This is a genomic window from Neobittarella massiliensis (ex Bilen et al. 2018) (genome assembly GCF_014269355.1).
GTDB classification, from domain to species: Bacteria; Bacillota; Clostridia; order Oscillospirales; family Ruminococcaceae; genus Neobittarella; species Neobittarella massiliensis.
Window position 1 is genome coordinate 1,175,292 of sequence record NZ_JACOGI010000001.1, and the last position, 26,792, is coordinate 1,202,083.

Here is a 26,792-nt window from a genome sequence, read left to right on the forward strand (position 1 = left end):
TCTGTCAGCCCAGCGGCAACCAGTCGTAGGTGCCGGGCACTGCTTTTTTGAGCTGGATAGACGCTGTGGCGGCGCTATCTGTCAGCGGCTGAGCCACGCTGTAGGTCCGCCAACCGTTTGCCGCTTCCCCGCCCCAACAGAGCTCTACAGTGCCGTCGGCCGGTGAGAGGAGCATACTTTTGGTGGTGCCGAAAAACTCGTCGAAATAGTGGCAGCACAACCCATTTGGATATTCGGCCAACAGCATATTTTTGAGCGCCGGCACCGTGATGCCGGTCTTGCCGCTCAGCTGCTGACCGATATAATCGTACCGTCTGGCCGAGTGGGCCATTACCTGGGGCTCGATCGCAGCCAGCTGGGGCAGCACCGCGTGGTTGGTGGCCCACAACATCTGCTGGGCGCTGTCGGGCTCTATCACCTTTTGCGCGCGGCGGCCATCCAGCGTCTCGAACAGTGCGGCGCGGCCGCTGCGATCCAGCAGGATCAGATTGAGATTATAGGCGATGGGCATACCCTCTAAACAGGCCAGTGCCTCGCTGACGTCGCGGCAATTTTCCAGCAGCGCACGGGTCACCGCCCAAAATTGTAATCCTTTATTTTTGGGGGCGCGCATGTAGGGGAGCGCCCCGACTGGGAACCCGCAGGAGCTGATGGTCACTGCCAGCCCATGCTCATTGATGCCGTCATCCCGCCCCAGGTGGAGCACGCTGGTCCCCAGATGGGCGTATTTCCCCGTTACAGCGGTGCGTACCAGGCAAAAATCCTCTGCCTGATGACTAAACTCGTAGTTACGGGCCAGCAGTGGTTTGCCGTCGGCGGTGACGGCCGACAACAGCGCCACATGACTGCACCGGGGCAGCAGATAGGTCATGCTGTAATAAAAGAGCTTTTCTGGCCGTACAGCCAGCGCATCGGCCAAACCGGCCAGCTCCTCGTTTAGACCTGGGCACCAGCGGTCAAACAGCGCTGCCGCCTCGGCCACCTGCGCGGGGCCAAACCCGCTCATACCGGCGGTGTGGTTTGACAGCAGCGCCGGGTCTTGGCGTATCACGTGCCCCAGCTGGAGCCCGACTTCGTAACTGGTGCCGCTGAGAGATAGCGTGTGTGTCTGTATCGTGGGCATAATTTTTGTCTCCCTGTCTCGGTGTGTAAAATGTAGTTGACCTGGGCAGCGCAGCTGTACCGGCCAACGGTCAGCGCCCTGCCGGGAACTTATGCAGCTGCTCTTTACAGTTTAGCAGGCGATCATTACAGCGACATGATATTTCCTGCTGTTTTTAAGAGCTGCCGCTCCAAAAGAAAAAGAGGTCCCGAACTGATGTGGCGGGACCCCCTATAAAATGCAGAGACAAAAAAAGAAAAGCCACTTAAAAAGCAGCTTTTCTCTTGGCGGAAAGAGAGGGATTCGAACCCTCGAGACGGTATCACCGCCTACACGAGTTCCAGTCGTGCGCCTTCGACCAGCTCAGCCATCTTTCCATACAGATACTCGCCGTTTTCGCAGCGAGTACTTTTATAGTATACTGATCCGACCAGTAAAAGTCAAGTAGTATTTTGCTACTTTCTGCAAAGAGTTCTCTCCGCTGTTATCGGGCAAAAAAAGCAACTATCTGGCGGGCGCGCCGGCGACTAAACAGCCCTTTTGCGCCCCATACTACAGGTAGAGAAAAGGAGGTCTTTCTATTATGGATCAAAATACCGAACTGCTCAACTTTGTACACAAAAACGTAAAAATGGGGATTGACACGATCGCCCACCTGCTGGATATCGTCGACGACGACCGCTTTAAGGTGGCGCTGATGACCCAGAAAGAGGAGTACCGCAATATCGCCGATGAGGCCGAGCGAATGGCCGGTACCGACTTGGGCGAAAACGGGACCATGGCCAAGTTCTCGGCCTACATGATGATCGAGATGAAGACCATCGCCGATCAGTCCCCATCCCATATTGCCCAGATGATGATCCAGGGCAGCACGATGGGCGTAGTGCAGGCCACCAAACACTTAAAAGAACAGGCCGGCGCCGATGAAGAAGTGCGCGCGCTCACCCAACGCCTGATCGAGACCGAGCAGGATAACATCGAGACCATGAAGTCGTTTTTAGGCGAGTAGGTCAAGTACGGCAGAAGCTGCCTGTTTCCATACCGCCCGCACCGCCCCATGCGCTGATGAAGCCTGAGCGGTGCGGGCGGTATTTACTTACTGAACTGCCGTGCTGGCGGCAGCGGCTATTCCGGCAGATCGCCGGCGGGCAGGATGCGGGCTGCTTCGTCCTCGCCCAGCGTGCTGACATCTTTTAGCTTGCGGCGTATCTGGCGGGTGCGCACCCCCACCAGATTGTCGAGCTCGTTGCCGGCCTGTTCCAGCCGCTGCCGGGTGGCGGTGAGAGCCTGCTCGAATTTGGCAAACTCGGTCTTTACCGCCCCCAACACCTGCCACACCTCGCCCGAGCGCTTTTGGATCGCCAGTGTTTTAAAGCCCATCTGCAGGCTGTTGAGCAGCGCGGCCATGGTTGTGGGGCCAGCCAGATTGACCTTGTAATCGCGCTGCAGCACCTCGACCAGGCCCCGGCGCACCGCCTCGGCATACAGCCCCTCTACCGGCAAAAACAAAATGGCAAAATCGGTGGTATAGGGCGGCTCTACATACTTGTCGCGTATATCTTTGGCAAAACTGCGGATGCGGCGTTCCAGCTCTTTGCCCAGCAGGTCGATCTGCCCCTTGTCGCCGGCGTCATAGGCCTCCTGTAGTTGAGCGTAGGCGTCGTAGGGAAATTTGGCGTCGATAGGCAGGTACACCGGCTGCTGGCCATCGCCGGGCAGCTTTACGGCGAACTCCACCACATTTTTACTGCCCGGGCGGGTAGCTACGTTTTGGGCGTACTGCTCGGGGGCCAGCACCTGCTCTAAAATAGCGCCCAGCTGCACTTCGCCCAATATCCCGCGCGTTTTTACCCCGGCCAGCACTTTTTTTAAGTCCCCCACCCCGGCGGCCAGATTCTGCATCTCGCCCAGGCCTTTGTACACCTGTTCCAGACGATCGCTGACCAGCGCAAACGAGCGGCCGATACGCTCCTCCAGCGTTTTTTGAAGCTTTTCATCCACCGTGCCGCGGATCTTATCCAGCTGCTGGGCATTGTCCTGCTGCAGTGCGCGCACCGAGCGCTGGATGGTATCGCGCATATCCTCCATCTGGCGGTAGTTTTGAGCCGTGAAATCGCTCATGCGCTTGTCGGTATTTTTCATCATGGCACTTACCGACTGCTGCAGACTGTCTTGGCGGATGGTCAACTGAGTATTGAGCTCCCGCAGGCGCTCGTTGAGCACGCCGGTAAATTGCTGCTGCGACTGGGCCAGCACGCTGCCCAAACCATTTACGCTGCTCTGTACCATCTGCTGGCTGTCGGCGCGGTTGGCGCGGGCGTCTTCCAGCAGGGCCTCTCGCAGGGCCTGCAGAGCGCGTTCGTCGCCCCCGGTACCCGACTTTTTGCGCAGTGTGAAAAATATGAGCAGCGCCAGCAGCAGCGTATTGAGGGTCAGCAGGCCCAGCAGTAAGGTCTCCATAAAAGTGAACCGTCCTTTACTGTGATTTTGCCGGCCCAGCACCGGCAAGAACTTTTGTTTACTATTGTAGCACAGCCGCGCCCGGCAGTACAAGCCCCAACGCGCAGTAGGGCCCTGCCGGCAGCGGGGCCAACAGGGCCTATACAATGTAACATACAGCACCCATGCGGGTGCTGTGCCTGCTGGCAGAGCGCCTGTCAGGCGCGGCCAGCCTCTCTGCGCTCCAGCTCGCGGTCTACTGCGTCGTCGATGAACTCGAACATATCTTTGGCCATCTGGTAAAAACGGCGCACCCGCTTGTGCGACAGATTGTAGGGGATGTCGGTGGGGTAGCGGGTCTCGATGTAGCAGCGGTTGAGTGCGGCGCTCTCATCCAGCCACTGGTCAAAATCGCGCTCGTGGCGCATGGCCTGCTTGCAGAGCCAGGTCAGGTTGTGGCCGTCGACCAGGTCGCCGCTCTTTACCAGCAGGTAAGCTTTTAGCGCTTTTTCAATGGCCTGCTGGCAGTGGAAGGCGCAGCTAAAATAGCACTTGTCGGCCAGCAGCAGTACCTCGGTAGTCTGCAGGTCCTCCTGCGCTCTATCGATCCAGTCGTAATAGCGGCGGCTGTCGTTGCCGCCATGTCTACGCCTCATAGAGCACCTTGCCTTTCGCCCGCACCTTTGAGGCAAAGGTCCCGCGCAGCGCCTTTAACTGCGCAAACTCCTCGGGGGTATACAGCACCACATCGAACGGAACCGGGCTGTCGATCTCGAGATACAACTGCCGCTCTGTTTGGGCCTTATCGGCACAGTCAGCTACTACGCACAATTTAAAGCTAACCATCTCACCCTGCAGCGAGTGCTTTTGGCTGAAGAGAATGATCTTTTCCGGGTGGATGAGCCTGACGATATCCGCCACCACTTCCCGCATCTCGTCGCGCATATCCTGTGTTGACACAGCGGTAACCTCCTCTAGAGCGCCGCACCGCCGGTGGCGGTATCAGGGCGCTTTTTTCATCTGTCTCTATTCCTATCATACCCCTTTTTAGCCTCAGCTGCAATCTGCCCGGCAACACTTTTGCCGGCGGTCATTGTGTGTTATGATAGAAAAAAAGCGGGTGCCAGGCGACGGACCGGCACCGGAAAGGATACCTTAAATGGCTAGACAGATCTGGCGCCCAGGCGCGCTGCTGGCGCCGGTGCCACCGGCCCTGGTCAGCTGCGGCACGGTCGACGCCCCCAACGCTTTGACGGTGGGCTGGACCGGTATCGTATGCACCCACCCGGCCATGACCTATATCTCGCTGCGGCCACAGCGGCACTCCTACAGTCTCATAAAAGACAGCGGTGCATTTTGCATCAATCTCACCACCCGAAAATTGGTGCGGGCGGCCGATTTTTGCGGGGTGCGCTCAGGCCGCGACACGGATAAATTTGCCCTGATGGGCCTGCACGCCGGAAAGGCCAGCCAGGTCTCGGCACCGCTGATCGCCGAGAGCCCGCTGGCGCTGGAGTGCCGAGTACAGCAGATACTGCCACTGGGCACTCACGAGATGTTTTTGGCCGAAATCGTGGCGGTGGATGTGGATGAGTCGCTGATCGACGACAGCGGTCGGCTGCAGCTGGACCGGGCCGACCTGGCCGCTTATGCCCATGGCGAGTACTTCGCTTTGGGGCAGAAGTTGGGCAGCTTCGGCTACTCGGTGAGAAAGCCGGGCAAGCGCAAAAAGACGCGGCGTTTTGTGCCCCCTAAAGCACCTACGCAATCCGGCGGTCAGCGCTGATCGCAGCAGTTGCCGGCACGCAAAAAGGCGGTACTTCTACACGAGGTACCGCCTTTTCACTTCACCTACTTGATAAGTTACAAAAATAAGAAAATCAGCACCGTGAGCAGGCCCGAGACACCGATGGCCACCCCGCTCATAGCTCCTTCTACCTCCCCCAGTTCCAGCGCTTTAGAGGTGCCGATAGCATGGCTGCTGGCCCCGATAGCCACCCCTGCGGCCACCGGGTGGCGGATGCGCAACAACCGCACCAGCAGTGGGGCCAGTACAGCCCCCAAAATGCCGGTACACACCGTAACGGCCACCGTTACCGCCACGATGCCCCCCTGCTGGCGCGAAAGCTCCATCGAGATCGCGGTGGTCACCGATTTGGGCAGCATCGAGGCGGTGAGCGCCCGATCGAGCCCCAGCAGCGAGCACAGGAGGTAGGCGCTGCCCACCGAGGTGAGCACCCCGACCAGACAGCCCAGCACGACCGGTAGAAAGTGCCGTTTGAGCACCTGTATCTGCCGGTAGATCGATACTGCCAGCACGGCAGTGGCCGGCCCCAGTAACATAGCGATAACTTGAGTGGCATCGGTAAAGGCCTGTGGCGGTACGCCGGTGAGCTGCAGAGCCAGAATAATGAGCGCCACCGCCACCAGCAGCGGGTTGAGCAGCGGTGAGCGGACCTTTCTCTGCAGCCAGCTGCCCAAAACAAAGCACACCGCGCTGAGAAAGATGGCCCCTAACGGACTCGTTAAGATCTCGCGGATCACGGCTGTTGCCCCTTTCTTTGGCGGCGGCGCTCGGTGAGGCGGATGACAGCGCTGACAGTAAACGCTGTAGCGGCAAAGGTGAGCAGAGTGGTGATCACCAACACCACCGCCAGCTGCAGCAGATAGTTTTTAAATAGGCCAAAATCAGCGGCGATGCCCACTGCTGCCGGGATAAAGAAAAAGGCCATGTTCTGCAGCAAAAAATCAGCGGTCTGCTCGATCTGGTGCAGCTTGAGCAGGCCGGTGCCCAGCAAAATGAGCAGCAGGATCATCGCCGCGACACTGGCTGGAAAAGGTACCGGCAAAAAACGGGTGACGATGCTGCCGGCGATACAGACACCCAGCAGGATAGAGATTTGTTTGAGTATTTTCATACAGCGCTCCTCGATCATATTTGTGTAGAGTGCACATTTATTTTTTTCAGACATAACCATAACACAAACAGTCAACTGGCGCAACGGAGAGAAAAATTACACAAAGTAGCTGCCGGCCGCTCTGTAAGCGGGTCCGTCGCGGGCAGTGCCCTGTTTTTGCGAGCGCTGAACGCCGGCTAAGTGCTTTGACACAGACAAATCGCCACATGAGCCGCAAATGTGCAGCGACTTTGCAGAATACCGCTTTTTGCATAATAAAACCCAGACATACTATGCGCAATATACAAATATGTTGGATTTTTAACAAAGAATGACCACGTTTTTCACAATATCTTCGTTGACTTGTTGTGCGTTTCGTTCTATAATAAAGTTAATGTAACAGGTCCTCCTATCGAGAAAAGGACCGCGCCTAAAAAGTCGGCCCCCTCGGGCCGGATAATCAATAAGAAAGAGCAAGGTGAAACACGATGCAAAATTTTGAGTATCACAATCCTGCCAGGATCATCTTCGGCAAAGGTCGCGAAAACGACGTGGGCGGTTTCGTAAAAGAGTACGGCACCAAAGCGCTGATCTGCTACGGCGGCGACTACCTGAAAAAGAACGGCCTGCTGGACCGCATCGAGAATTCGCTGACCGAGAGCGGCATCAGCTTTTTGGAGTTCGACGGCGTAGTGCCCAACCCGCGCCTGTCGGGCGTGCAGACCTGCATCGATCTGTGCCGCAAAAATGATGTGGACTTCGTGCTGGCCGTGGGCGGCGGCAGCGCCATCGATACCGCAAAAGCCGTGGCTGCCGGCGTGCTGTACGAAGGCGACCTGTGGGAGACCTTCCTGGGCCACGATACGGTAAAAGCGGCTCTGCCGGTAGGTGTCGTACTGACTTTGCCAGCCTCTGGCTCGGAGTCGTCCAAAGCCTGTGTGGTCACCAAAGACGAGGGTCACCAGAAACGGATGATCTCCTCGCCCCTCATCCTGCCCAAATTTGCCATCTTAAACCCCGAGACCACCTATACCCTGCCCGCCTACCAGACGGCTGCCGGCTGCACCGACATCATGAGCCACGTGATGGAGCGCTACTTTACCCAGACCGAGAATGTGGATTTCACCGACCGCCTGCTGGAGGCCGCCCTGCGCACCATGCTCAACGTGACCCCCAGAGTACTGCGCGACCCCACCAACTACAACTACCGCGCCGAGATCATGTTCGTGGGCAACGTGGCCCACAACGACCTTTTGGGCATGGGCCGTCAGGAAGACTGGGCCTGCCACAACATCGAGCACGAGCTCTCGGCTCTATATGATGTGACCCACGGCGCCGGTCTGGCGGTGGTGACCCCGGCCTGGATGAAACATGTGTACAAGCAGAACCTGCAGCGGTTCGTGCAGTTCGCAGTGCGGGTGATGGATGTAGACATCGCCTTTGAGCACCAGGAGGAGATCGCTCTGGAGGGTATCCGCCGGCTGGAGAACTTCTTCAAATCCATCGGTATGCCCACCACCCTGCACGATGTGGGCATCACCGACGACCGCTACGAGGAGATGGCCCTGCGCGCACTGGACGGCGGAGCCACCACCGGCTTCTTTGCCAAGCTGGACAAAGAGGATATCATCGCCATCTTCGAACTGGCCAAATAAGTATTTTTATACCGCGCAAAATAAGGAGCCGGGCAGAATCGCCCGGCTCCTTATCTGCGCCTTTTCACAGGGTTATGCGGCGGTGCCGTCTCTGACAGATGGCTCTATACCCCGCGGCCCCGTAACCGGCGGCAGAGCCACTGCTCCCTCAGGTCGAAAAATCGGCCTTATCGGCAGAGCATTGGGAGCTGCCGATAAGAAGGCCGCCCAGCCCACTGAAAAAGAGCGCTCTCGGCGCGATAGTTTGCGACGGAGGGGCGAAAAGTGACAGGAGAGATGGTAAAATGGCTTTAAAGATCGTGGTCTGCTTTTTGGCGGGTATGGGGGCTGGATTGGGCACCGGGCTAGCTGGTATGAGCGCGGCGGCGGTCATCAGCCCCATGCTCATTACCTTTTTGGGGGTGCCGGCCTACTCGGCGGTGGGCATCGCGCTGGCCTCGGATGTACTGGCCAGTGCAGTGTCGGCCTACACATACGGCAAACATAAAAACCTGGACATAAAAAACGGGCTGGTGATGATGGGGGTCGTACTGGTGTTCACACTGGTGGGCAGCTATACCTCGAGTTTGGTGCCCAACACTACGATGGGCGGCTTTTCTACCGTGATGACGCTGCTGTTGGGCATTAAGTTTATCGTGCGCCCGGTGATGACCACCAAAGAGGCCATGGGTCATATCTCCCCGCAAAAGCGGTTTTTCCAGTCGCTGCTGTGCGGTACGGCAGTGGGTTTTATCTGCGGGTTCGTGGGGGCTGGCGGCGGTATGATGATGCTGCTCATCCTGACCTCGGTACTTGGCTACGAGCTAAAAACGGCGGTGGGCACCAGCGTATTTATCATGACTTTTACGGCGCTGACCGGGGCGGTATCGCACTTTGTCATCGGCGACGCACCAGACCTGCTGCTGTTGGCGCTGTGCATGCTGTTTACCCTGCTCTGGGCCAGATTGGCCGCTCGCTTTGCCAATAAAGCGGCTCCCCGCACCCTAAACCGTATCACCGGCCTGATCTTAACAGTGTTGGGAGCTGCTATCTTGCTGGTCAACCTCTTTAAGTAACCGCCCGTATAAATATTTTTACACGCGAATACGCAAAAAAGGAGAGCAGCAGAGCCGCCCTCCTTTTTTGCGTGTTGGCGGTGAATCTTTTGCCCCACCACCTGCATTTTACTTTTTGGATCCCGAACCTGTCGCCGGGCCCGATTCAGCTCTTTTTCTTTTTGATACTGGTGCCGACGGCCAGCCCTATGCAGAGCCCTAAGCTGATACCAATGGCCATGTTTTTAAACAACAGTTGGCCCAGCGACACACCAAAACAGAGACCCAGAGCAATACCCAGCGACTGGTAGTTCTCTTCCTCCGGCTGTGAAGGCGCATCATCGGGAGCAAAATCTGGTTTGTTTTCCCCCTGATCCTGGGGCTGCTGCTCGTCTTTATCCTGTGGCTCCATAATCGTGCTGCCTCCTTTATGTGCCATCGCGGTGACCGCGGCAGCGTGCGGGCCGGATCGTGCCGCCCGCATATTGATACTATACGCCGGCTTGCGGGCTCCTGTCAACAAACACCTGTTGCGTTATAGGCGCAAAAAAGGGACTGTCTGCACAGCCCCATTTTTGCCGCAGCGCACTCTACCCACTGAGCACGCTGCACACAAGTGAAAGAAGTTTTGTAAAAAGGAGTAGATAGAACCCTTCCCAAGAGGTGTATATGTGTAAACGCGACTTGCGCCGCGGATGCACCGAAGTTTTACAGTGCCGCCAGGTCGGCCCCCAGCTGTCTGCACTGTTGTAGCCCCTCATCATCGGGGGCTTCGTTGATCATGAGACCCTGGTCACCGCACAGGGTGGCGCCGTCATTTTGGGTGCGGTCTTGCCAGTCGCGCATCCACTCACCGTCACCCCAGCCGTATGAGCCGAACAATGCGACCTTTTTGCCCGCCAGTTTGGGCTCGAGCTCGGCAAAAAACGGTTCGAAAAAATCCTCTTCCAGTACTTCGGCGCCCATGGCTGGGCACCCCAGTGCCAACTTATCGTAACCGGCAGCCTGTTCGGGGGTGATGGACGATACCTAAAAGAGCTCTGCCTTGGCCCCAGCACCGTCGATCCCTGCGGCGACAGCCTGTGCCATAGCCTCTGTGTTGCCGGTCTGGCTCCAGTAGATGACTGCGATCTGATCCAAAATATTGCCTCCTTATCTGACGGCGGCCGTGACCGGCCGCAGAGAACGGTTTGCCTTTAAGCGACAAATAGCTGTGCCATGTGTTTTCCGCGTGCCAGCTGACGGCACAGCCCGTTGCGACAGCTGGTGTATCGGGCAAATAGCAGCTGTGCCCGGTCTGGGTCGCCGTATACCTTCCAGTACCCACACAGCCGGTAATTTTGCCCCCGGTGGCGGATAAAGCCCTGGATATCTTCGAGGGGATATCCCAAAAAGGCCCCGATCTCGTGGGGAAAGCCGCACTCGTTTTGTATGGCACGGGCCAGATGTTGCAGCACAGTATTGAGCCCCTGCCCCACTGGATACCCCTGCTTTTTCAGGTAGGTGTGATAGTCGGGCTGGTCCAGGTGGGCCGCCAGCTTATGGCGGCGGTATACCAGGATGAGCACCCGCTTTTGGCAGCGGCAGAGCACCTGAATGCAGATATCGGTCCCGCTGAGTTGACGGGCCAGATTGCGAAACTGGGTGCGCACCCGCGCGAAGTCATCTGTTTTGCAACACAGCAGATTGGCCGGTTTGATGCCGGCCAGCGCCGGCGCACAGTGAAAGGCCAGCAGCTGTTCGGCGCGGCAGGGGTGCGTGCTCTCCATACGGTCCTCCTCACAGTCGCTCATCGGGGGAGCGAGCCGAAATTGTAATTAGCAATAGCTAACTATAGTGGATCAAAAACGCCCTGATCTTCAGGGCCGGTTGATCTTTGATGGTTAGTTATCGCTAACCATGGCTATACTATACCATTCCTCTCTGAATTTGTCAATGGGGAATAGCAAATTTTTTACAACTGTAAAAATGGGATATTCATGCGGTCTATCGGTGTTTTTGTCAGAGCTCGCAAATATTTTTTAATAAACTTCGCCCAATAATCACCTGACCCGTCCACTCTTTTGCCAGCTCTTGACGCTCACTTTCTATTCTATATAGGCGCGCTACCGTCTCTTTTGACCGGCCCACAGTGCAGGACAGCAAAATATGAACTCTGGGCCGTCAAGTACCGCACCTGACAGACGCCTTGACACGGCTAATATTACGTACGCGGGTACCGGCCGGGAGCCAACAAGCTTTGTACTTGGCCGTAGGATCATCTTTTTTGTCTGCAGTACTACGCCCATCTGCTTTTTATGGGTGGACAAATAACGATCACCGGTGTTCCGCGAGCAAGCTGGCACACCTATAAAAGATCGGCATATCTGCCGGCCAGCTATTCTGTGGATGACCGGAACACCGATCTTCCAGTCGGCAAGTCTCTGGAGGGCCGCCGCGCTCTACTGCATCTGATCTCTGCTCTTTTGTGACTGATCACTTGACCAAACATCTGCCTACAGCGTGTGCTGCGCACGAATATTTTAGTAGAGAGCGCTATTGGCAACCGGCATCTACATGGTCTTTAAAAACCCAGAAGCGGCCACCGGACCGAGAAGATATGGTCTATACCGACCGCGAAGCTGATCTCTCCCCTGTCTGCAAATATCTCCGCCCCCTCCTGCAACAAAAAAGAGCGGGATTCCCCGCTCTTTTACGTCTTTACAGAGGTACTCACACCTTATAAGTCGTCCACTTACCGCTTTTAAAGCGCAGCCAGGTAAGGAAAAAGCGCACCAGCTGGTCAAAGGCCAGGCCCAACCAGGCCCCCAACAGCCCCAGCCCCAGTGGATAGCAGAACAGATAGCCCAGCCCTGGGCGTATACAGGTGACGCTGATGAGCGAGACGAACGCGGTAAACTTGGTGTCGCCGGCACCGCGCAGACAGCCTGAGAACACCACCTGAGCGATCTGCAAAAAGGTGATGGCCGCCATGAGGACCATGATCATCTCGCCGTAATTTAAAATGGCTTTTTCGCGGGAAAACAGCATAAAGATCGGCTTGCCCAACACCACACAGATGATCGAGAGCATGAGGGAGAACACCACCCCCATGCGCTGACAAACGCCGCCGTAGATCTTGGCCATATCCTGCCGCTTCTCGCCCAGACTGCGGCCCACCAGCGCGATAGCAGCTACCGACAGACCGTCGCCGAACGAGAAGGAGATGTTCATGATGTTCATGCCGATCTGGTGGGCGGCAAAGGCGGTAGTGCCCAGTTTGGCTACCAGTATCGCGTAGATGAGAAAGCCGATGCGCAAAAACACCTGTTCAGCCAAGGTGCTGGAGCCGATGTTGACGATGGCGGAGATATTGCGCTTATCAAACGAGAGCGTAAAGTGGTGGCGCAGGCAGATGAACTGGTCGGGGTGCAGCACCGAAAAGATGCTCATGGCACAGGCGCAGATGCTGCCCAGCACGGTGGCGATGGCCGCCCCCTGGACCCCCAGTTTGGGAAAGCCGAAATGGCCGCCGATGAGCAGGTAGTTGAACACGATGTTTACACCGTTGGATACGATGTTGGTGCGCATGGCGATCTTGGTGTTGCCGGCGCCGCGCTGGGCGGCGTTGATGACCATTGAGAGCACATTGAAGATCATGCCCCCCTGAATGATGCGCAGGTAGCCCACCGCATCTTTATGGGTATCGGGCGCCGAACCGCACAGGTGAATGATAGGATCGGCAAAAACAACCGATGCCGCCGAGATGATGACCGTGAGCACCACCGAGATAGCCAGTGCCTGCATGAGCACCTTGTTGGCGCTCTCACGGTCGCCTTCGCCGCGGCGTCGGGCCACGATGGCCGAGATGGCCACGTTCAGCGACAGAAACACCGCCAGGGCGATGAATTTGGGTTGGGTGGTGAGCCCCACCGCCGCGATCGCATAGGACCCCAGCGAACTGACCATCACCGTGTCGACCATGCCCACCAGGCTGATGAGAAACGACTCGAGGATCGAGGGCCAGGCGATGTTGAAGGTGGTCTTGAAGATCTTTTGTTCGCTGGGGATCTCCCCCAACCGGCCCATGCCGTGTAGCAACTTTTCTGCCTTAAAAAACTGCACTTGTTTACACCAGCTTTACATTATTCATAATATGTTCATACCTGCATTATACACCTTTTTTATCTTTCGTAAAGGTATATGCCACAAAATGAGACAGCTTTTGTCGCTACCTGACAGCTGGGCAGCAGCTCGATACGCAGTGCGTTAAAATTCTCTATACAGGTCCTGTTTTTTGCTGTAATGTGATTAGACTTTACAGTACTCATGCAGATCTTTGCAGATGCGTCATGATCGCACAAAAAGCCGCTGCCCTGCACGGGCCAGCGGCTTTTATAGTGTAATGTTATTTCACTTTACACAGTCTGCATTGCCATCAATACCTTGTGCTTTCCAATCGGCGGCGATCTGCCGCAGGGCATCCTCGATACCGCCGGTGACGATATGCACCGGCACCCCCAGCATCAGGTTCACCGGCAGCGAGAATTCCTCGATGCGCCTCCCCTGCTCGTCGCGGTACACCCCGTCTTCCCGGTCAAAAGTCTTGACCGGGTAGCGCTGGCAGTAGCTCTTTTGGGTGTCGGCGACATAGCCGTATACCGGCTTTCCCTTGGCGAACATATACCCGCATTCAAACACGGCGCCGCTGTCGGGTTCGTGGCCGCGAAAAGGGTCTAGCTGGGCCAACAGAATATCGCAGGCATCCAGCTCTTTTAAGTTGTTCTGGCAAATCGCAGCCGCCATCTGGGGCGGAGCCATACCCGCCTGTGCGTGGAAGTTGGAGCGCAGGGGGTGAAAGCAGTCGAACCCGTACTGGGCGCACAACGCTGCCGCCCGCTCCACCCGCTGGTGGCAGTCTTTATAAAAAATATTGCTGTCGCTCAAAAAGATCTTGGGCATAGGGGACCTCCTGTCAAAATAGTATCCTACCGGCGGCGGGCGGCTACAGGTTGCCGCTTACCGGCGAAACCACCGGCTTGCCGTCGCGGTCTAAGAGCGGGGTGAGCCCGCCAGAGTACCCATCCTCGTGGTAGAGGTAGTTGACGCCGGTATACCGGTCCACCCATATCTCGGTTATCGTCATCGTCCCCTGCTTATACACCCGAACGAAGCGGTCATCTGCTCTGGCCATGTCGTTTTTTCCTCCCTAGTAAGGCCCTGCTAAAGCCGCATTGCAGGCAAAGTGTTTACCGGGGCAGCGGCTCGGCGATAAGTTGGGCAAAATTGGTGATGTAGCGCTCGGTAATACGGCAGATGGCTGCGCGGTCACCGAGTGATTTCTCGTCGGCCACCCCCACGGTGCGAAAGCCGGCATTGTGGGCGGTAGTGAGGGCAAAAAGCATGTCCTCGAACACCACACATTCCCCCGGAGCAGCCCCCAGGCGGCGGGCTGTCTCGAGATACACGTCGGGGCTGGACTTGTGGGTGCCCATGGCCTCGGCGCTGACGATGTGTGAAAAATAGCGCTCGATACCGTGGCTGCGCAGGATCTCAGCGGCCATATAATCGTGCGACTGGGTGGCCACCGCCATCTCGATCCCCTGCTGCTGCAAGTATTCGAGATATGCCTGTACCGACGGTTTCAGCGGCACCGCGCGGTACTTTCGGCGCACGATCTCGAACTGGGCGGCGATCATCTCGTCGGCGGTGATGCCGGTGATACCGTCGCGTTCGATTATATACTCCATCGCGCCGCTAAAGCTCTTGCCGCGGATGCGCTGCTGGTAGTCACTGGGCACCTCGTAGCCCAGCGAGCGGACATACGCCTCGCTGACCCCGTCCCAGATAGAGGTGGAACAGGTCAGAGTTCCATCCATATCAAATATCGCTTTCAAATGCTCTCTCCTAACAGTCTGCTCATCGGTGCTCGTTTGGCACATCAGAGGTGTCGCGCTCGCGGATGTAGGTGCTCTCTAAGTCGGCCAGGTGCATCTTTACTGCCAGCGGATATGCCCGAAAGGCGCCCGACATGGCAAAACTGCCGCCCTTTACGCTCTCGTCGAAACCGCCCATGTGCCAGCGGATAGCCATAGCTTCGGCTGTTTTGAGCCGCATAAAGCGCTCGATAAGAAACACCGACTTTTCGCCGTGGCCGTAGGGGAACACGTCCTCCACCTGGTAAAAAGGCACCTTCTCCCACTGGCCGGTCTGTTCGTTTTTCACGTTGCGGGTGCTCACCTTGTAAAATTGGGCCTTACACAGGTCGTGCAGCAGGCCGCAGATGGCAAAGCTCTCGGGGTTGTCCTCCCCCTCGACAAAGTGCTTTTCCATCAGCACCTGGTATACGCTCAAACTGTGGCGCACCAGCCCCTGCTGGCAGGCACAGTGAAAGCGCGTCGAGGCCGGGGCGGTGAAAAAGTCGGTTTTTTCCAACCAGTTGAGCAGCCGGTCGGCCCCCGGGCGGGTCACCTGCTCATTAAAGATGCGGATAAATTCCTCTTTATAGTCCATCTCGCGGCCCTCAGTCATCGCGGTGGGCCCGCAGCCACTCTATGCTGCAGGCGGCAAATACCGCCGCCCCCACTGCCAGTGACTTTTCAGAAAACACTGCTTTGGGGTTGTGCAGACCGTAGGTATAGCCCTCTTCGCGGCTGCCCATGCCGATGTGGAACATCGCTCCGGTGCTTAGGTCGGAGTAATACGAGAAGTCGTCGCTGCCCATGATGCGCGGCCCCTCGGTGATGGTATCTTCCTCGCCGATAGTCTGGCGGATGTAGCCCTGCATTTCCCGGGCAAAGGTGGGGTCGTTATAGGTGGGGGGCGTCTCGGCCAGGTAGGAGACGGTGGCGGTAGCGCGGAAGGTGGCGGCGGTGGAATGGATGATCTCCTCCATGCGCTGTTTGGCAAACTGGCGGATCTCGGGGTCAAAGCAGCGCAGGGTGCCCTGCATCTGGCAGCTCTCGGGGATGACGTTGGCCGCCTCGCCGGCGCAGATAGAGCCGAAGGTGAGCACCACCGGCTGCAGCGCCGATACCTCGCGGGTGAGGATAGTCTGCAGGGCGATATTGATGTGGGAGGCTACGTTCACCGGGTCGATACCGGTCTCGGGCAGCGCCCCGTGGGCGCCTTTGCCCTGGATATCTATTTTAAAGATATCGCTGGAGGCCAGCATAGGCCCGGCCAGCAGCCGCACACTGCCGGCCTTCAGGGGGATGGAGGTGTGCAGGCCGAACACCGCGTCCACCCCCTCGAGCACCCCGTTTTCGATCATGGCGATGGCGCCTTTTATGGGCTCCTCAGCCGGCTGAAAACACAGCACCACCTGACCCTTAAGCTCTTTTTCATGATCTTTTAAGAGCTGCGCCGCGCCCAGCTGCATGGCGGTGTGGGTGTCGTGACCGCAGGCGTGCATGTTGCCGTTTTCGCTTTTAAAGGGCTCGTCGGTCTCCTCTTTTACCGGCAGCGCGTCCATGTCGGCCCGCAGCAGAATGGTTTTGCCGGCGGGGTCGCCGATGGTGGCGGTAAAGCCGCAGGGGCAGATATCTTTTATCTGGTAGCCCATCTCGCCCAGGCGTTTTTTTACATAGGCGGTGGTGATGGGCAGCTCAAAACCCAGCTCGGGGTTTTGGTGCAGATAGCGCCGGTCGGCGATGAGCTGCTGTTCTAGTTCTTTTGCTTCCTGTAGCAGTGTATTCAAAATGATCTCTCCTTTTTTTAATGCGCGGGGCTACTCGTCCAGCAGGCTGCGCACCCGATTGATGAGCATATTCAGCGCCACCTGATTGTGACCGCCCCGGGGAATGATGATATCGGCGTACTTTTTGCTGGGCTCTACGAACTGCTCGTGCATGGGTTTTACCGTCTCGAGGTACTGGCGCACCACCGAGTCGAGACTGCGGCCGCGCTCTTTTACATCGCGCACCAGCCGGCGCAGGATGCGCACGTCGGCGTCGGTGTCTACAAATACTTTCATATCCATCAGCTCGCGCAGCGCCCGATCCTCGAAGATCATGATGCCCTCGAGGATGATGACCCGCGCCGGCTTCACCTCCACTACGTCGCCGGTGCGGTTGTAGTCGGAAAACGAGTATACCGGGCGGTAGATGGTCTTACCCTGCCGCAACTTTTTCAGGTGGTCGATGAGCAGAGTGGTCTCGAAGGCATCGGGGTGATCGTAGTCCAGGCGGGTGCGCTCCTCGTAGCTCAGCTCGTCGTGGGCGCGGTAGTAGTAGTCGTGGCAGAGGATGATGACGTCCTCGTCGCTGAAGGCGGTCTTTAACTTTTTGGCCAGCGTGGTCTTACCCGAACCGGTGCCGCCGGCGATACCGATGATGGTGGTCTGTTGCATTGTGTTGCCCCCTGTCTGCTAGCGCAAAGGTCGGCGGCGCCGCAGGGCCCGCCGAACCACATTTTATACCTGCTTTGATTATAATAGAAACAGGACAAAAATGCTACCCGCAAATCTCCCGCCGGGCCGGCAGTTTACCAGCACATGGGTTTTGTGATATATTGTCAGTATATGTCGGCGGTGCTCGGGTACCGGCGGCACCACCTATTTTTACGATATGGAGCACGAGAAGCTATGAAAAAGCCAAAACGCAAAAATCACGCCGGACGGCAGCTGTTGGCGTCGCTGGTGCTCGTTGGGCTGGCGACAGGTATTTTTATCTACAGCAGTTACCAGCACCGCGACCTGCGGGCGGGCAAGCCCTTTGTCCCCAAGGAGGAGCTGCCGCTGGCGACCCAGCTGACCCCCGCCCAGATGAAAGAGGACCTGGCCACTTTTGAAAAACAGCTGGCCCAGGTACACCCGGCCACTGCCGGCGGTTTTAGCGACGAGACCAAGGCGGCGCTGGAGCAGGCCAAAAAGTCGGTAAAGTCGCCCAAAAAGGTATCGGAGTTCACCACCATCTTAAACCAGGTGGCCGCCACTTTGCAGGACGGGCACACCGCCGCGGTGCGCCTGTCTGACCGGCAGATACCCGCCCAGCTGCGCTATATCGAGGACAAGCTGTATGTAAAGAGCTACAGCCCACCACAGCCGGCCCAGCCCGCCGAAAACGGCGAGGGATCTGAAAATGAGGAGGAGGCAGAGCCCGCCACAGACGAAGAGGACGGCGGCAAAAGTGCCGCTGCCGACGGCGGTCAGCTGCAGCCGGGAGATGAGCTGGTGTCGATCGGCGGTGTGCCGATAAGCCGCATCACCGGCCGGCTCAAAGTCATTACCCCCACCGAGACCGGCCGCAGTGACAGCGGCACCGTGAAAAACAGCGGCCTGTTCTACCGGGCCTGTGAAAACGACCTGCTGCGCGAGAGCACTCTGTACGCCGCCGGGGTAGACACCTCGAGCGGCACGGTGGCGGTGGCAGTACAGCGCGGCGGACAGCAGGTGACCTGCACCGCCCCGCTGGCCGACCCGGCGGCGCCGAGTTTTTCTTACACCATCGAGAGCGGGGTGTGCCAGCTGGTGCTGCCCTATTGCGACAGCGGCAAAGAGGCGGCAAGCTTTTTAAAAGAGGCCTTTGGCGCCATCAAACAGCAAAAGGTACACACGCTGGTGGTAGACCTGCGGCAAAACGGCGGCAGCGGCAGCGACATGACCGCCCTGCTGATGCCCTACATCGATGTGGACAACGTCAAGCAATTTTCAAACACCGTCACCCGTTACAGCGATCTGGCCGCCGCCCAGTTGGGGTACCGTCTTACCACCGGCAGTGCGCTCACCGATATCGGGCTGCAAAAAAATGAGCGGCAGAGCGATCTGCTGTTTACCGGCCAAGTATACTGCCTGATCGATGAAGGGGTATACGGTACGGCCAATGATCTGGCCATCGCCCTGCACGACAGCGGCGCGGCCAAGCTGGTGGGCAGCGATACGGCCGCCGCCTCTACCGGCTACGGCGCACCGGTGAGCGGGCAGCTCAAAAATTCGGGCATCTGCTACCGTATCTCGCACCAGAAGATCACCCGCTTTGCCGACTCGGACGCGGCGGCGCTGACCCCTGATATCGCGGTTAAGATCACCCCGCAAGAGCTCGCCAGCCAGTCTGACAGCCACCTGCAGGCGGTGTGGGAGGACGTCAAAAAGCAGAAGTGACGACCGGTCTCGGGCGGCTGTCTGCCCCCCGGGTCCCTGGGCACCGATGACGACGGGAGAGCGAGCCACGCGTATTTTGCGGCCATGGTAGAAAACCGCCGCCCCAGGTGCTCAGTTCCCTGGGCACAACGCAGGACAGCGTGTTGTGCTGTACATGTTGCCCTGCCGCTGACAGACATGGACGCCGCCGGCATCGCGGCCATTGCCAGAGCAAAAAAGCACGCGGCAGCGTGCATCCAGAACCACAAAAAAACGCGCCCCAGCGCCTGTCGCGTGTCCCCGTTCTCCCTGCTCTGACTCGTACCGGTCTTACTGAATTTTCGAAATCGGTGTTCGCCAACGTCTGTGACAGAGAGTCGTCTGGCACAGGCCAAACCTGATCTTTACATTCCAGTACAGCCGATCCCAAGCGCTGATGAGCGCCTGCGACAGCGGGGCCGGGCCCGTTTAAAAGCCCCACCCAGATGGGCGGCTATCGGGACTGTTGGGGCAGTCTGTTCATCCGGCACCCAGGACGGCAAAAGGCGGGCTCTACCGTCGTCAGCCAACAGCCGGGCACTGCATGGTACACTTAAAAGAGCCGGCGCAGCCGGGAACAGATCATCTGTTCCCAGGGCTGCGCCGGCTCTTTTTCTTGTGCTGAGGTATAGGTGTAAACGGGCTACATCAGCGGTGAAAACACCTTGAGCACGCTGGTGAGCATGCGTTTGGGCAGTGGCTCGCTGTCGCACTTTTGCAAGGTCATCTGCTCGCACTTTTTGAGGGTGGCCAGATAGTCCGCCTTGAGCTGGCTCACCGCCCGCGACTTGTACATCCACACCCCGCACTCAAAGTGCAGGTACAGGCTGCGGAAGTCGAGGTTGGTGGTGCCCACCACCGCCACCGCGTCGTCGGCCACAAAGGTCTTGGAGTGAATAAAGCCCGGCGTGTACTCGTAGATCTTGACCCCCGCCTCGATGAGCGTGCGGTAGTAGGAGCGGGTGACCATGTGCACGTACCACTTGTCGGGGATGTGCGGGGTGACGATGCGCACGTCGATACCGCTCTTGGCCGCCAGGCTCAGCGCCTGCAGCGTCTCGTTGTCTACGATCAGGTAGGGGGTGTTGATATACACGTATTCGGTGGCGTTGGAGATGATGTTGAGGTACACGTTCTCGCCCACGATCTCGGCGTCCAGCGGGCTGTCGGCGTAGGGCTGCACGTAGCCGTCAAAGCCGTAGTCGCGGTGCTGATAGTAGTCGGGGCGAAACTTCTCGAAGTCTTCGGTCTGTTTGGAGCAGTACTGCCAGAACTGTAAAAACATCACCGACAGGTTCCACACTGCATCGCCTTTTAGCATGATAGAGGCGTCTTTCCAGTGGCCAAAACGCTCTTTTTCGTTGATGTACTCATCGGCCAGGTTAATGCCGCCGGTAAAGCCCACATGGCCGTCGATCACGGTGATCTTGCGGTGGTCGCGGTTGTTGAGCTGCATCTGCAGCCGGGGCCTGAACTCGTTGAACACATAGCACTTGATACCGCGGCTGCGGATCTTTTTGTAGTAGCCGCTGGGCACCGTCATCAGCGAGCCCACATCGTCGTAGATCATCCGCACGTCTACCCCGGCACGGGCCTTCTCCTCCAGGATATCCATCACCGTGTCGAACATCACGCCTTCTTCGATGATGAAGTACTCCATAAAAATAAAGTGTTCGGCTTTTTTGAGCTCCTCCACCAGTGCGGCAAAGAGCTCCTCCCCCGGCGAGAGGTAGGTAGTCTGGGTGTTTTTATATACCGGGTAGTAGGAGTGGGTGCTGATATAGCGCGACTGCTTGGCGGTGTGCTTGCTCTGGGCCTGTATCTCGCGGGTGACTGCCTGGTTGGACACCAGAAAGTCGCCGGTCTTTTCGTAGATCACCTCGACTTGGCCCCGCAGTGCCTTGGGGACTTTGTTGTTGCCGAAAAACACGTAAAACAGACCGCCGAAGATCGGCAGCGCCAAAATAATGATGATCCAGGGGATCTTGTAGGCGGGGTTTGACTGCTTGCCCACGATCCAGATGACGCAGATGATGCTCAGCGCCAGCATGAACGGGTACAGGTAGGCAAATTTCTCGTTGAGCATCCACAGCGCCACCACGAAGAATACCGCCTGCAACAAGATCAGCAGGCCCACGATCACCACCCGGCTGAGCAAAAATTTTAAGAGCTTTTTCATATACCTATATTTCCTTTAAACGTGCTGCAAACATGCTGCCGTGTGGTCTTTGGCCCCCCTCTTGCGGCAGGTACTGCCCGGTGAGATAAAGTGAGGGGCTCTTCGTTTTTTTGAGGGCCCGGCAGTGGGCCCCGGTACCGCTGCGGCGCATCCAGTGCACAGCGCGCCGGGTCTTAGCGGCAGGTCTCGATCAGGGTGCGGTAAAACGCCACCGCCCGGGCCAGCGCCTCTACATCCAGGTTTTCATCCAGCCCGTGGATGCTGCCTAACTGCTGTTTGGAGATATCCAGCGGGGCAAAGCGCAGCACACAGTCGCAGATCGCCTCGTAGTGGCGGCTGTCGCTGCCCTGCAGCATCACGTAGGGGGCCACCCCCGCCTCGGGAAACACGGTGTGCAGCGTGTCGCACACATGGGCGTAATAGGGGCTGTTTATATCGGCGGTGCCGGAGCAGTCGCTGGAGGTGAGCACCTCGGCCTCACAGTCGAACTTGGCGGCAAAGTCCCGTGCCTTTTTGATGGCCAGCGCCTCTGGCTCGTGGGACATGTAGCGCAAATTGGCGGTGATGCCGGCCGTTTCGGGGATGACGTTGGGCGCATCGGAGCCGCTGGCCATGGTAAAGGCGCAGGTGGTCTGCAGCATGGCCCCGGCCTGGGCGCTGGCTCTGGGCAATATTTTGAGCAACAGCGGCCGAAACAGCCAGAGGTTTGCAAAGACCAGCTTGTAGCCAAACGGCATATAGGGGGCCATCTCGCGGAACATCCCCTCGACCGGTGGGGTGAACCTCTTGGTAAAAGGCTCTTTTTTCTCGACGTAGTCCACCATGGCCGCCAGCCGGGCCAGGGGGGTGTTTTTGGGCGGAGTACTGGCGTGGCCGCCGTGGGAACGGGCGGTAAAGCGCAGGTTGGCCATACCTTTTTCCATCAGCCCCAGCATACAGAACTTGTTCTGTATGCCCGGCAGCGGCGGATCGACCACCGCGCCCCCCTCATCCATCACCAGGCCCAGATGCACTCCCTGTTCTTTGAGGTAGGCCACTGTTTTGGGGGCGCCATAGCCGCTGATCTCCTCGTTGCAGGAGGAAGCTATGTACACGTCGCCGGCGGGGGCAAAATCCTCGCCCAGCAGCTCCTCCACCGCGTTTAAGATGCCGCACAGCGAACCCTTGGTGTCTACCGCACCGCGGCCCCAGATCTTGCCCTCGGCGATGGTGCCGGCAAAAGGCGGGTACTTCCAGTCGCCGGTGGCCGGCACTACATCCATGTGGGACATGAGCAGGATGGGCGGGCGGGATGGGTCTTTGCCGGCCCACTTAAAGAGCAGCGCCCCATCTATATCGTGCTTTTCTAACTTTTGGTGGATGAGGGGGAAGAGTTCCTCCAGCTTTTGGTGCATGGCGTAGATGGGCGACATATCGCCGCCGGGCTGCACTGTGACGGTATTGCAGGCGATCATCTGCGACAGCGTGTCGGCGTAGTGATCGACCTTCTCGCGCGTCGGCAGCGCACCGGGCTGGCCGCCCCCGGTCTTGGTGCCGCAGCGCAGCGTATTGACCACCAAAACGAGCACCAGCAACAACAAAAGCGCCAATAGGATATACAGTGCCAACATAAATCTCATCCTCCTCACACAATGCGCCCGGCATGCCGCCAGACGGCAGGGCAGCGTCCTGCACCGGCTGCCGCGCCGGGGCACCCACTGCCAAAGCGGCTATTTCTTCCCTGTTCGGCGCAGCTTGAGCAGCACCTTTTCTGAGGTATCTACGAACTTTTGCACCCAGGGGGCAAAAACCATATCGTACTCGCCGGTAAAGGTGACCACCTGGCCGTTAAAGCCCTTTTTAAACAGGTATACCCCGTGCATGTGATCCTCGCCCGAGAGATCGAGCGGGATGCCCTGAAAGTCGTAGGTGGTACAGCCAGTCTCGATCGCCCACTGGATCATGGCCCACTGCATGGCGTGGTTGGGCATTACATTGCGGAAGTTGTTGTCGGATGCGCCGTACACATAGCAGGTCTTGCCGGCAAAGTTGGTGGTGATGGCCCCCGAGACCGGCTGACCCTGGTAGTAGCAGATATACAGCCGGATGTGCTCGCCAAAGGCGTCGAGCATGCGCTCGAAATACGCCTGGGGGCGGGTGTTGAAGCCATCGCGGGCCCCGGTGACCTGATAGATCTTCATAAAATCGGGCAGCGACTCCTTGCCGCACACCCGCACCTCGACCCCTTTGCGGGCGGCCAGGCGGATGTTGTAGCGCCACTTCTGGTGAAAGCTGGCCAGCAGTTCGTCGGCGGTCTTTCCGGTGAGGTCGAGCATGTAGTTGTTGCGCCGCTGGATGGTGTCGTCGTCGGTCTGGTCCTCTTTATAGGTAAAGCCGTACTTTTTGGCCATCTCGATAAAGGTGCGGTCGTCGGCCCCTACCATAGGGTCCATCTTAAAGGTGAAGCCGCGCACCTTTTTGGCAAAAGCCTTGGCACCCTCGACCAGATCGGCAAAGGTCTCCTCGTCGCGGTAGTCGCAGATGGGGCCGCGGGGGGCGTACAGAAAGTTGCGGTTGAGGCCGGGCACCTTTTTGGTGAGCACCACCATGCCGCCGCGGATGGCGCCGTCGGCCCCGCGGGAGACGATGACCCCGTGGCCCCACCCCTCTTTGACCTGGGGCCAGTGGGTGGACTGGGTAAAGGTGCCGTTTTGGTGGTGCAGCACGAATTCCTCGTACTCGCCGTAGTGCGCTGGCTCTAAAATCTCCAAAGTAAACGCTCCTCTGACTATATTTTTAGGGCGGCGGCCGACCCGCTGGCGGCAGGGCCCAAAGCCCACCGGCACAGGCGCTATCGACCGTTATACAGCCCCGTTTTTTACCGTTTGCTTACCGGTATTAGTATAGCACAGTTTTAGACAGTATGCACCTTTTGACCGGCAGTAATTTACCTTTTTGCCAAATCGTGTTACAATACGGGGGCAAAATAGCGGTGGGCCATTATTCGGCCCGCGGCACCCGGGAGGAGTAGCGATGTACATCTGTCAGATAGGGGCCAAACAGGCCGGTCAGCGACTGGATAAACTGGTATTTTCTATCTGCCCCGATCTGCCCGGCAGCGCCTTTTACCGGGCGCTCAAGCGGGGCAACATCAAGATAAATGGCCGCCGCCGCGAGATCTCGTACCGGGTGCAGGCCGGCGATACGCTGCGGCTGTACCTGGAGCCCCAGTACCTGCCGGGGGCGGCCGAGAGCGGCGGCGTTCCCGCCCCCGTACCGGCCGGGCCCACCTTTGCCGTGGTGTACGAGGACGACCACGTGCTGCTGGCCGACAAGCCGGCCGGGCTGCTGGTTTTGCCGGGCCAAAACGGCGAGCAGAACAACCTGCAAAATCAGCTGCGCCACTACCTGCAAGAGCAGGGCGGATACCGGCCGGGGCAGGACTTTGCCCCGGCGTTGTGCAACCGCATCGACCGCGGCACCAGCGGCATCGTGCTGGCGGCCAAAACGGCCGCCGCCGAACAGGAGCTGCTGCTGCGCATACGGCAGCGGCAGATCCACAAGAGCTACCTGTGCGCTGTGGTGGGACACATGCCGGCAGCGCGCGGCAAATTTGACAACTACCTGTTTAAAGACGCCCGCCAGAGCCGGGTATATGTGCGCCAAAACCCGCAGCCCGGCGCCAAACGGGCCATTACCCATTGGCAGGTGCTGGATGAGACGCCGCAGCTGAGTTTGGTCGAGGCCCGGCTGCTGACCGGGCGCACCCACCAGATTCGGGCCCAGTTTGCCGCCAGCGGGCACCCGCTGTTGGGCGACAGCAAATACGGTGAAAACAGCGTCAACCGCCGCTACCGCATGAAGAGCCAGGCGCTGTGCTCGTACCGGGTACAGTTTGACTGGCCGGCGGAGGGCGGGCCGCTGGACTACCTGCGGGGCCGCTCTTTTACCACCCAAAAGCCGGCATTTTGTCAGCTGTTCGCACCGTGTAAGACCGCCGGCGGACAGTGAGAGAGCCGCGCTGCATGTTGGCAGCGCGGCTCTCTCTTTATGCCCATCTGGACGCTCTTTTAGACGTTTTGCGGCAGGATCTTGTTGGCCAGCACGCCCACCACCACGGCGATGAACAGGCCGGAGACGGTGAACTCGCCGATCTGGATGCCCGCCGACATGCCCAGACCGAACACCAGGATCAGCCCCACGGTGATGAGGTTGCGGCTGTGGGAAAAGTCGAGCTGGGCCTCGGCGATGGTGCGCAGGCCGACGGCGGCGATCATGCCAAAGAGCATGATGGACATACCGCCTTTGACCGGGTCGGGGATGCTGGCCAGCACACCGCCGAACTTGCCGAACACCCCCAAAAAGATGGCAAAGCAGCCGGCGATCTTCAGCACGCCGGTATCGTACACCTTGGTGACAGCCAGCACGCCGGTATTTTCGGAATAGGTGGTGTTGGCCGGGCCGCCCAGCAGGCCGGCCAGTGAGGTGGCCAGCCCATCGCCCAGCAGCGTGCGGTGCAGGCCGGGATCTTTGAGCAGGTCTTTGCCGATGACCGAGCCGTTGGTGGTGATGTCGCCGATGTGTTCCATAAAGGTGACCAGCGCCACCGGGGCGATGAGGGTTATGGCGTGCAGGTCAAACTGGGGCAGCGTAAAAAACTTGCCGCCAAAGTCCCAAAAGGGGCTGATCCAGGGGGCGCCGGTAATGAGGCTGGTATCGATGAGTTTAGCCCCCAGCACCCCGCTCAGATCGAGGCCCACGCAGAGCAGGTACCCGCTGACGAGGCCGATGAGGATGGGCACCAGCTTGAAAAAGCCTTTGGTAAAAACCGACACGGCGATGATGACTGCCAGCGTGAACAGCGCCACCGGCCAGTTTACCTGCGCCATCGAGATGCCGGTGGGGGCCAGTGTCAGGCCGATGACCACGATGACCGGGCCGGTGACCACCGGCGGGAAGGTCTTGCGGATGACATCGACCCCCACGTATTTGACGATGAGGGCCACCAGTATGTAGATGAGCCCGGCGGCGATGATGCCCGACTGGGCTTTGGGGATGTTTTTGCTGTTGCCGCCGATGACGATCTGCAGCGCGCCGATGTAGGCAAAGCTGGAACCCAAGAACACCGGCACCTTGTGGCTGGTGACCAGGTGGAAAAGCAGCGTGCCCAGACCGGCGCAGATCAGCGCCACCGACACGTTGAGGCCGGTGAGCGACGGCACCAGCACGGTGGCGCCGAACATGGCAAACAGGTGCTGGACGCCCAACACCACTTTTTTGGAGGTGGTCAGGTTGGCAGTTTCTCCCATAATATCTTCCTTTCTCCTGTTTTTCTTCCTCTTTTACGGCACAAAAAAAGCCCCGACGATAGCGTGGGGGCTTTTTTTGCGCCTGCATCAGCATACACGATT

The 26,792-nt window shown here is 58.4% G+C and carries 25 protein-coding genes, 1 tRNA gene and 1 pseudogene; 6 read left to right on the top strand and 21 right to left on the bottom strand.

Annotated features, from left to right (window positions below):
* Positions 1-4 precede the first annotated feature (4 nt).
* A complete protein-coding gene (locus H8K20_RS05455) occupies positions 5-1,123 on the bottom strand; it encodes a C45 family autoproteolytic acyltransferase/hydrolase (RefSeq protein ID WP_186487709.1) in 1,119 nt (372 codons plus the stop codon).
* A 264-nt stretch (positions 1,124-1,387) separates the two neighbouring features.
* Positions 1,388-1,479, bottom strand: a tRNA-Ser gene (locus tag H8K20_RS05460).
* Positions 1,480-1,685: 206 nt separating this feature from the next.
* Between H8K20_RS05460 and H8K20_RS05465 the strand changes: the two genes are divergently transcribed.
* Positions 1,686-2,111: a hypothetical protein gene (locus H8K20_RS05465; RefSeq protein ID WP_105204399.1), complete on the top strand. Its 426-nt coding sequence runs from the start codon at positions 1,686-1,688 to the stop codon at positions 2,109-2,111.
* Positions 2,112-2,227: 116 nt separating this feature from the next.
* On the opposite strand, the gene H8K20_RS05470 is transcribed toward H8K20_RS05465, so the two are convergent.
* From H8K20_RS05470 to H8K20_RS05480, 3 genes are all read right to left on the bottom strand, one after another.
* Positions 2,228-3,562 carry a DNA recombination protein RmuC gene (locus tag H8K20_RS05470; protein ID WP_186487710.1) on the bottom strand — a complete coding sequence of 445 codons (1,335 nt, stop codon included), beginning with the start codon at positions 3,560-3,562 and terminating at the stop codon, positions 2,228-2,230.
* A gap of 197 nt (positions 3,563-3,759) precedes the next feature.
* Positions 3,760-4,197: a HEPN domain-containing protein gene (locus H8K20_RS05475; RefSeq protein ID WP_105204398.1), complete on the bottom strand. Its 438-nt coding sequence runs from the start codon at positions 4,195-4,197 to the stop codon at positions 3,760-3,762.
* A complete protein-coding gene (locus H8K20_RS05480) occupies positions 4,187-4,501 on the bottom strand; it encodes a hypothetical protein (protein WP_154865409.1) in 315 nt (104 codons plus the stop codon). The genes H8K20_RS05475 and H8K20_RS05480 overlap by 11 nt, the downstream gene beginning before the upstream one ends.
* 199 nt (positions 4,502-4,700) lie before the next feature.
* On the opposite strand from H8K20_RS05480, the gene H8K20_RS05485 reads away from it, so the two are divergent.
* Positions 4,701-5,327: a flavin reductase family protein gene (locus H8K20_RS05485; protein ID WP_186487711.1), complete on the top strand. Its 627-nt coding sequence runs from the start codon at positions 4,701-4,703 to the stop codon at positions 5,325-5,327.
* 77 nt (positions 5,328-5,404) lie between these two features.
* Here H8K20_RS05485 and H8K20_RS05490 read toward each other — a convergent pair whose 3' ends face one another.
* The gene (locus H8K20_RS05490; RefSeq protein ID WP_341480819.1) at positions 5,405-6,085 is read right to left on the bottom strand and encodes an LrgB family protein; all 681 of its coding nucleotides are present in this window, start codon (positions 6,083-6,085) and stop codon (positions 5,405-5,407) included.
* Complete coding sequence (locus tag H8K20_RS05495) at positions 6,082-6,459, bottom strand: CidA/LrgA family protein (RefSeq protein ID WP_186487712.1); 378 nt, start codon at positions 6,457-6,459, stop codon at positions 6,082-6,084. Before H8K20_RS05495 ends, H8K20_RS05490 begins: the two co-directional genes overlap by 4 nt.
* Before the next feature lie 467 nt (positions 6,460-6,926).
* Here H8K20_RS05495 and H8K20_RS05500 point away from each other — a divergent pair, with 467 nt between their 5' ends.
* Together H8K20_RS05500 and H8K20_RS05505 are read left to right on the top strand one after the other, a co-directional pair.
* Positions 6,927-8,093 (top strand): iron-containing alcohol dehydrogenase, encoded by a 1,167-nt coding sequence (locus H8K20_RS05500; RefSeq protein ID WP_105204394.1) that lies wholly within the window; start codon positions 6,927-6,929, stop codon positions 8,091-8,093.
* Between the two features lie 284 nt (positions 8,094-8,377).
* Positions 8,378-9,148, top strand: coding sequence for a sulfite exporter TauE/SafE family protein (locus H8K20_RS05505; RefSeq protein ID WP_186487713.1), 771 nt, complete (start codon positions 8,378-8,380; stop codon positions 9,146-9,148).
* A gap of 145 nt (positions 9,149-9,293) precedes the next feature.
* Here H8K20_RS05505 and H8K20_RS05510 read toward each other — a convergent pair whose 3' ends face one another.
* From H8K20_RS05510 to udk, 10 genes and pseudogenes are all read right to left on the bottom strand, one after another.
* Positions 9,294-9,539, bottom strand: a complete 246-nt coding sequence (locus H8K20_RS05510) for a glycine zipper domain-containing protein (RefSeq protein ID WP_105204392.1) — start codon at positions 9,537-9,539, stop codon at positions 9,294-9,296.
* 296 nt (positions 9,540-9,835) lie between these two features.
* A pseudogene (locus tag H8K20_RS05515) lies at positions 9,836-10,267 on the bottom strand (flavodoxin).
* A 56-nt stretch (positions 10,268-10,323) separates the two neighbouring features.
* Complete coding sequence (locus H8K20_RS05520; protein WP_186487714.1) at positions 10,324-10,896, bottom strand: DUF3793 family protein; 573 nt, start codon at positions 10,894-10,896, stop codon at positions 10,324-10,326.
* A gap of 943 nt (positions 10,897-11,839) precedes the next feature.
* Positions 11,840-13,231, bottom strand: coding sequence for an MATE family efflux transporter (locus tag H8K20_RS05525; RefSeq protein WP_341480820.1), 1,392 nt, complete (start codon positions 13,229-13,231; stop codon positions 11,840-11,842).
* Between the two features lie 288 nt (positions 13,232-13,519).
* Positions 13,520-14,068: a nucleoside 2-deoxyribosyltransferase gene (locus H8K20_RS05530; protein ID WP_154865406.1), complete on the bottom strand. Its 549-nt coding sequence runs from the start codon at positions 14,066-14,068 to the stop codon at positions 13,520-13,522.
* A 43-nt stretch (positions 14,069-14,111) separates the two neighbouring features.
* Entirely contained in the window at positions 14,112-14,300 is a 189-nt protein-coding gene (locus H8K20_RS05535; RefSeq protein ID WP_105204388.1) for a DUF6440 family protein, read from the bottom strand.
* 55 nt (positions 14,301-14,355) lie between these two features.
* On the bottom strand, positions 14,356-15,003 hold the full coding sequence (locus H8K20_RS05540) for an HAD family hydrolase (protein WP_186487715.1): 648 nt from the start codon (positions 15,001-15,003) through the stop codon (positions 14,356-14,358).
* A 22-nt stretch (positions 15,004-15,025) separates the two neighbouring features.
* On the bottom strand, positions 15,026-15,619 hold the full coding sequence (locus H8K20_RS05545) for an HD domain-containing protein (protein ID WP_186488209.1): 594 nt from the start codon (positions 15,617-15,619) through the stop codon (positions 15,026-15,028).
* 10 nt (positions 15,620-15,629) lie between these two features.
* A complete protein-coding gene (locus tag H8K20_RS05550) occupies positions 15,630-16,805 on the bottom strand; it encodes a M20 metallopeptidase family protein (RefSeq protein WP_186487716.1) in 1,176 nt (391 codons plus the stop codon).
* 30 nt (positions 16,806-16,835) lie between these two features.
* Positions 16,836-17,456, bottom strand: coding sequence for a uridine kinase (udk, locus tag H8K20_RS05555; RefSeq protein ID WP_186487717.1), 621 nt, complete (start codon positions 17,454-17,456; stop codon positions 16,836-16,838).
* A gap of 234 nt (positions 17,457-17,690) precedes the next feature.
* Here udk and H8K20_RS05560 point away from each other — a divergent pair, with 234 nt between their 5' ends.
* Positions 17,691-19,205, top strand: coding sequence for a S41 family peptidase (locus H8K20_RS05560; RefSeq protein WP_186487718.1), 1,515 nt, complete (start codon positions 17,691-17,693; stop codon positions 19,203-19,205).
* A gap of 661 nt (positions 19,206-19,866) precedes the next feature.
* Here H8K20_RS05560 and cls read toward each other — a convergent pair.
* The 3 genes from cls to H8K20_RS05575 all read right to left on the bottom strand — a co-directional run bounded on the left by cls (position 19,867) and on the right by H8K20_RS05575 (position 24,152).
* Positions 19,867-21,402: a cardiolipin synthase gene (gene cls / locus H8K20_RS05565; protein ID WP_105204382.1), complete on the bottom strand. Its 1,536-nt coding sequence runs from the start codon at positions 21,400-21,402 to the stop codon at positions 19,867-19,869.
* A 173-nt stretch (positions 21,403-21,575) separates the two neighbouring features.
* Positions 21,576-23,012: a M20/M25/M40 family metallo-hydrolase gene (locus H8K20_RS05570; RefSeq protein WP_186487719.1), complete on the bottom strand. Its 1,437-nt coding sequence runs from the start codon at positions 23,010-23,012 to the stop codon at positions 21,576-21,578.
* Positions 23,013-23,111: 99 nt separating this feature from the next.
* Entirely contained in the window at positions 23,112-24,152 is a 1,041-nt protein-coding gene (locus tag H8K20_RS05575) for a lipid II:glycine glycyltransferase FemX (protein ID WP_186487720.1), read from the bottom strand.
* A 262-nt stretch (positions 24,153-24,414) separates the two neighbouring features.
* On the opposite strand from H8K20_RS05575, the gene H8K20_RS05580 reads away from it, so the two are divergent.
* Positions 24,415-25,392, top strand: a complete 978-nt coding sequence (locus H8K20_RS05580) for an RluA family pseudouridine synthase (protein WP_186487721.1) — start codon at positions 24,415-24,417, stop codon at positions 25,390-25,392.
* Between the two features lie 59 nt (positions 25,393-25,451).
* On the opposite strand, the gene H8K20_RS05585 is transcribed toward H8K20_RS05580, so the two are convergent.
* Complete coding sequence (locus H8K20_RS05585; RefSeq protein ID WP_186487722.1) at positions 25,452-26,690, bottom strand: uracil-xanthine permease family protein; 1,239 nt, start codon at positions 26,688-26,690, stop codon at positions 25,452-25,454.
* Positions 26,691-26,792: the final 102 nt, after the last annotated feature.

What these genes read in the sequence shown, in the direction of transcription:
- H8K20_RS05455 (WP_186487709.1), bottom strand. Translation starts at nt 1,123, where the DNA reads ATGCCCACGATACAGACACACACGCTATCTCTCAGCGGCACCAGTTAC.
- H8K20_RS05465 (WP_105204399.1), top strand. Translation starts at nt 1,686, where the DNA reads ATGGATCAAAATACCGAACTGCTCAACTTTGTACACAAAAACGTAAAA.
- H8K20_RS05470 (WP_186487710.1), bottom strand. Translation starts at nt 3,562, where the DNA reads ATGGAGACCTTACTGCTGGGCCTGCTGACCCTCAATACGCTGCTGCTG.
- H8K20_RS05475 (WP_105204398.1), bottom strand. Translation starts at nt 4,197, where the DNA reads ATGAGGCGTAGACATGGCGGCAACGACAGCCGCCGCTATTACGACTGG.
- H8K20_RS05485 (WP_186487711.1), top strand. Translation starts at nt 4,701, where the DNA reads ATGGCTAGACAGATCTGGCGCCCAGGCGCGCTGCTGGCGCCGGTGCCA.
- H8K20_RS05495 (WP_186487712.1), bottom strand. Translation starts at nt 6,459, where the DNA reads ATGAAAATACTCAAACAAATCTCTATCCTGCTGGGTGTCTGTATCGCC.
- H8K20_RS05500 (WP_105204394.1), top strand. Translation starts at nt 6,927, where the DNA reads ATGCAAAATTTTGAGTATCACAATCCTGCCAGGATCATCTTCGGCAAA.
- H8K20_RS05505 (WP_186487713.1), top strand. Translation starts at nt 8,378, where the DNA reads ATGGCTTTAAAGATCGTGGTCTGCTTTTTGGCGGGTATGGGGGCTGGA.
- H8K20_RS05510 (WP_105204392.1), bottom strand. Translation starts at nt 9,539, where the DNA reads ATGGAGCCACAGGATAAAGACGAGCAGCAGCCCCAGGATCAGGGGGAA.
- H8K20_RS05520 (WP_186487714.1), bottom strand. Translation starts at nt 10,896, where the DNA reads ATGGAGAGCACGCACCCCTGCCGCGCCGAACAGCTGCTGGCCTTTCAC.
- H8K20_RS05530 (WP_154865406.1), bottom strand. Translation starts at nt 14,068, where the DNA reads ATGCCCAAGATCTTTTTGAGCGACAGCAATATTTTTTATAAAGACTGC.
- H8K20_RS05535 (WP_105204388.1), bottom strand. Translation starts at nt 14,300, where the DNA reads ATGGCCAGAGCAGATGACCGCTTCGTTCGGGTGTATAAGCAGGGGACG.
- H8K20_RS05545 (WP_186488209.1), bottom strand. Translation starts at nt 15,619, where the DNA reads ATGGACTATAAAGAGGAATTTATCCGCATCTTTAATGAGCAGGTGACC.
- udk (WP_186487717.1), bottom strand. Translation starts at nt 17,456, where the DNA reads ATGCAACAGACCACCATCATCGGTATCGCCGGCGGCACCGGTTCGGGT.
- H8K20_RS05560 (WP_186487718.1), top strand. Translation starts at nt 17,691, where the DNA reads ATGAAAAAGCCAAAACGCAAAAATCACGCCGGACGGCAGCTGTTGGCG.
- cls (WP_105204382.1), bottom strand. Translation starts at nt 21,402, where the DNA reads ATGAAAAAGCTCTTAAAATTTTTGCTCAGCCGGGTGGTGATCGTGGGC.
- H8K20_RS05570 (WP_186487719.1), bottom strand. Translation starts at nt 23,012, where the DNA reads ATGTTGGCACTGTATATCCTATTGGCGCTTTTGTTGTTGCTGGTGCTC.
- H8K20_RS05580 (WP_186487721.1), top strand. Translation starts at nt 24,415, where the DNA reads ATGTACATCTGTCAGATAGGGGCCAAACAGGCCGGTCAGCGACTGGAT.
- H8K20_RS05585 (WP_186487722.1), bottom strand. Translation starts at nt 26,690, where the DNA reads ATGGGAGAAACTGCCAACCTGACCACCTCCAAAAAAGTGGTGTTGGGC.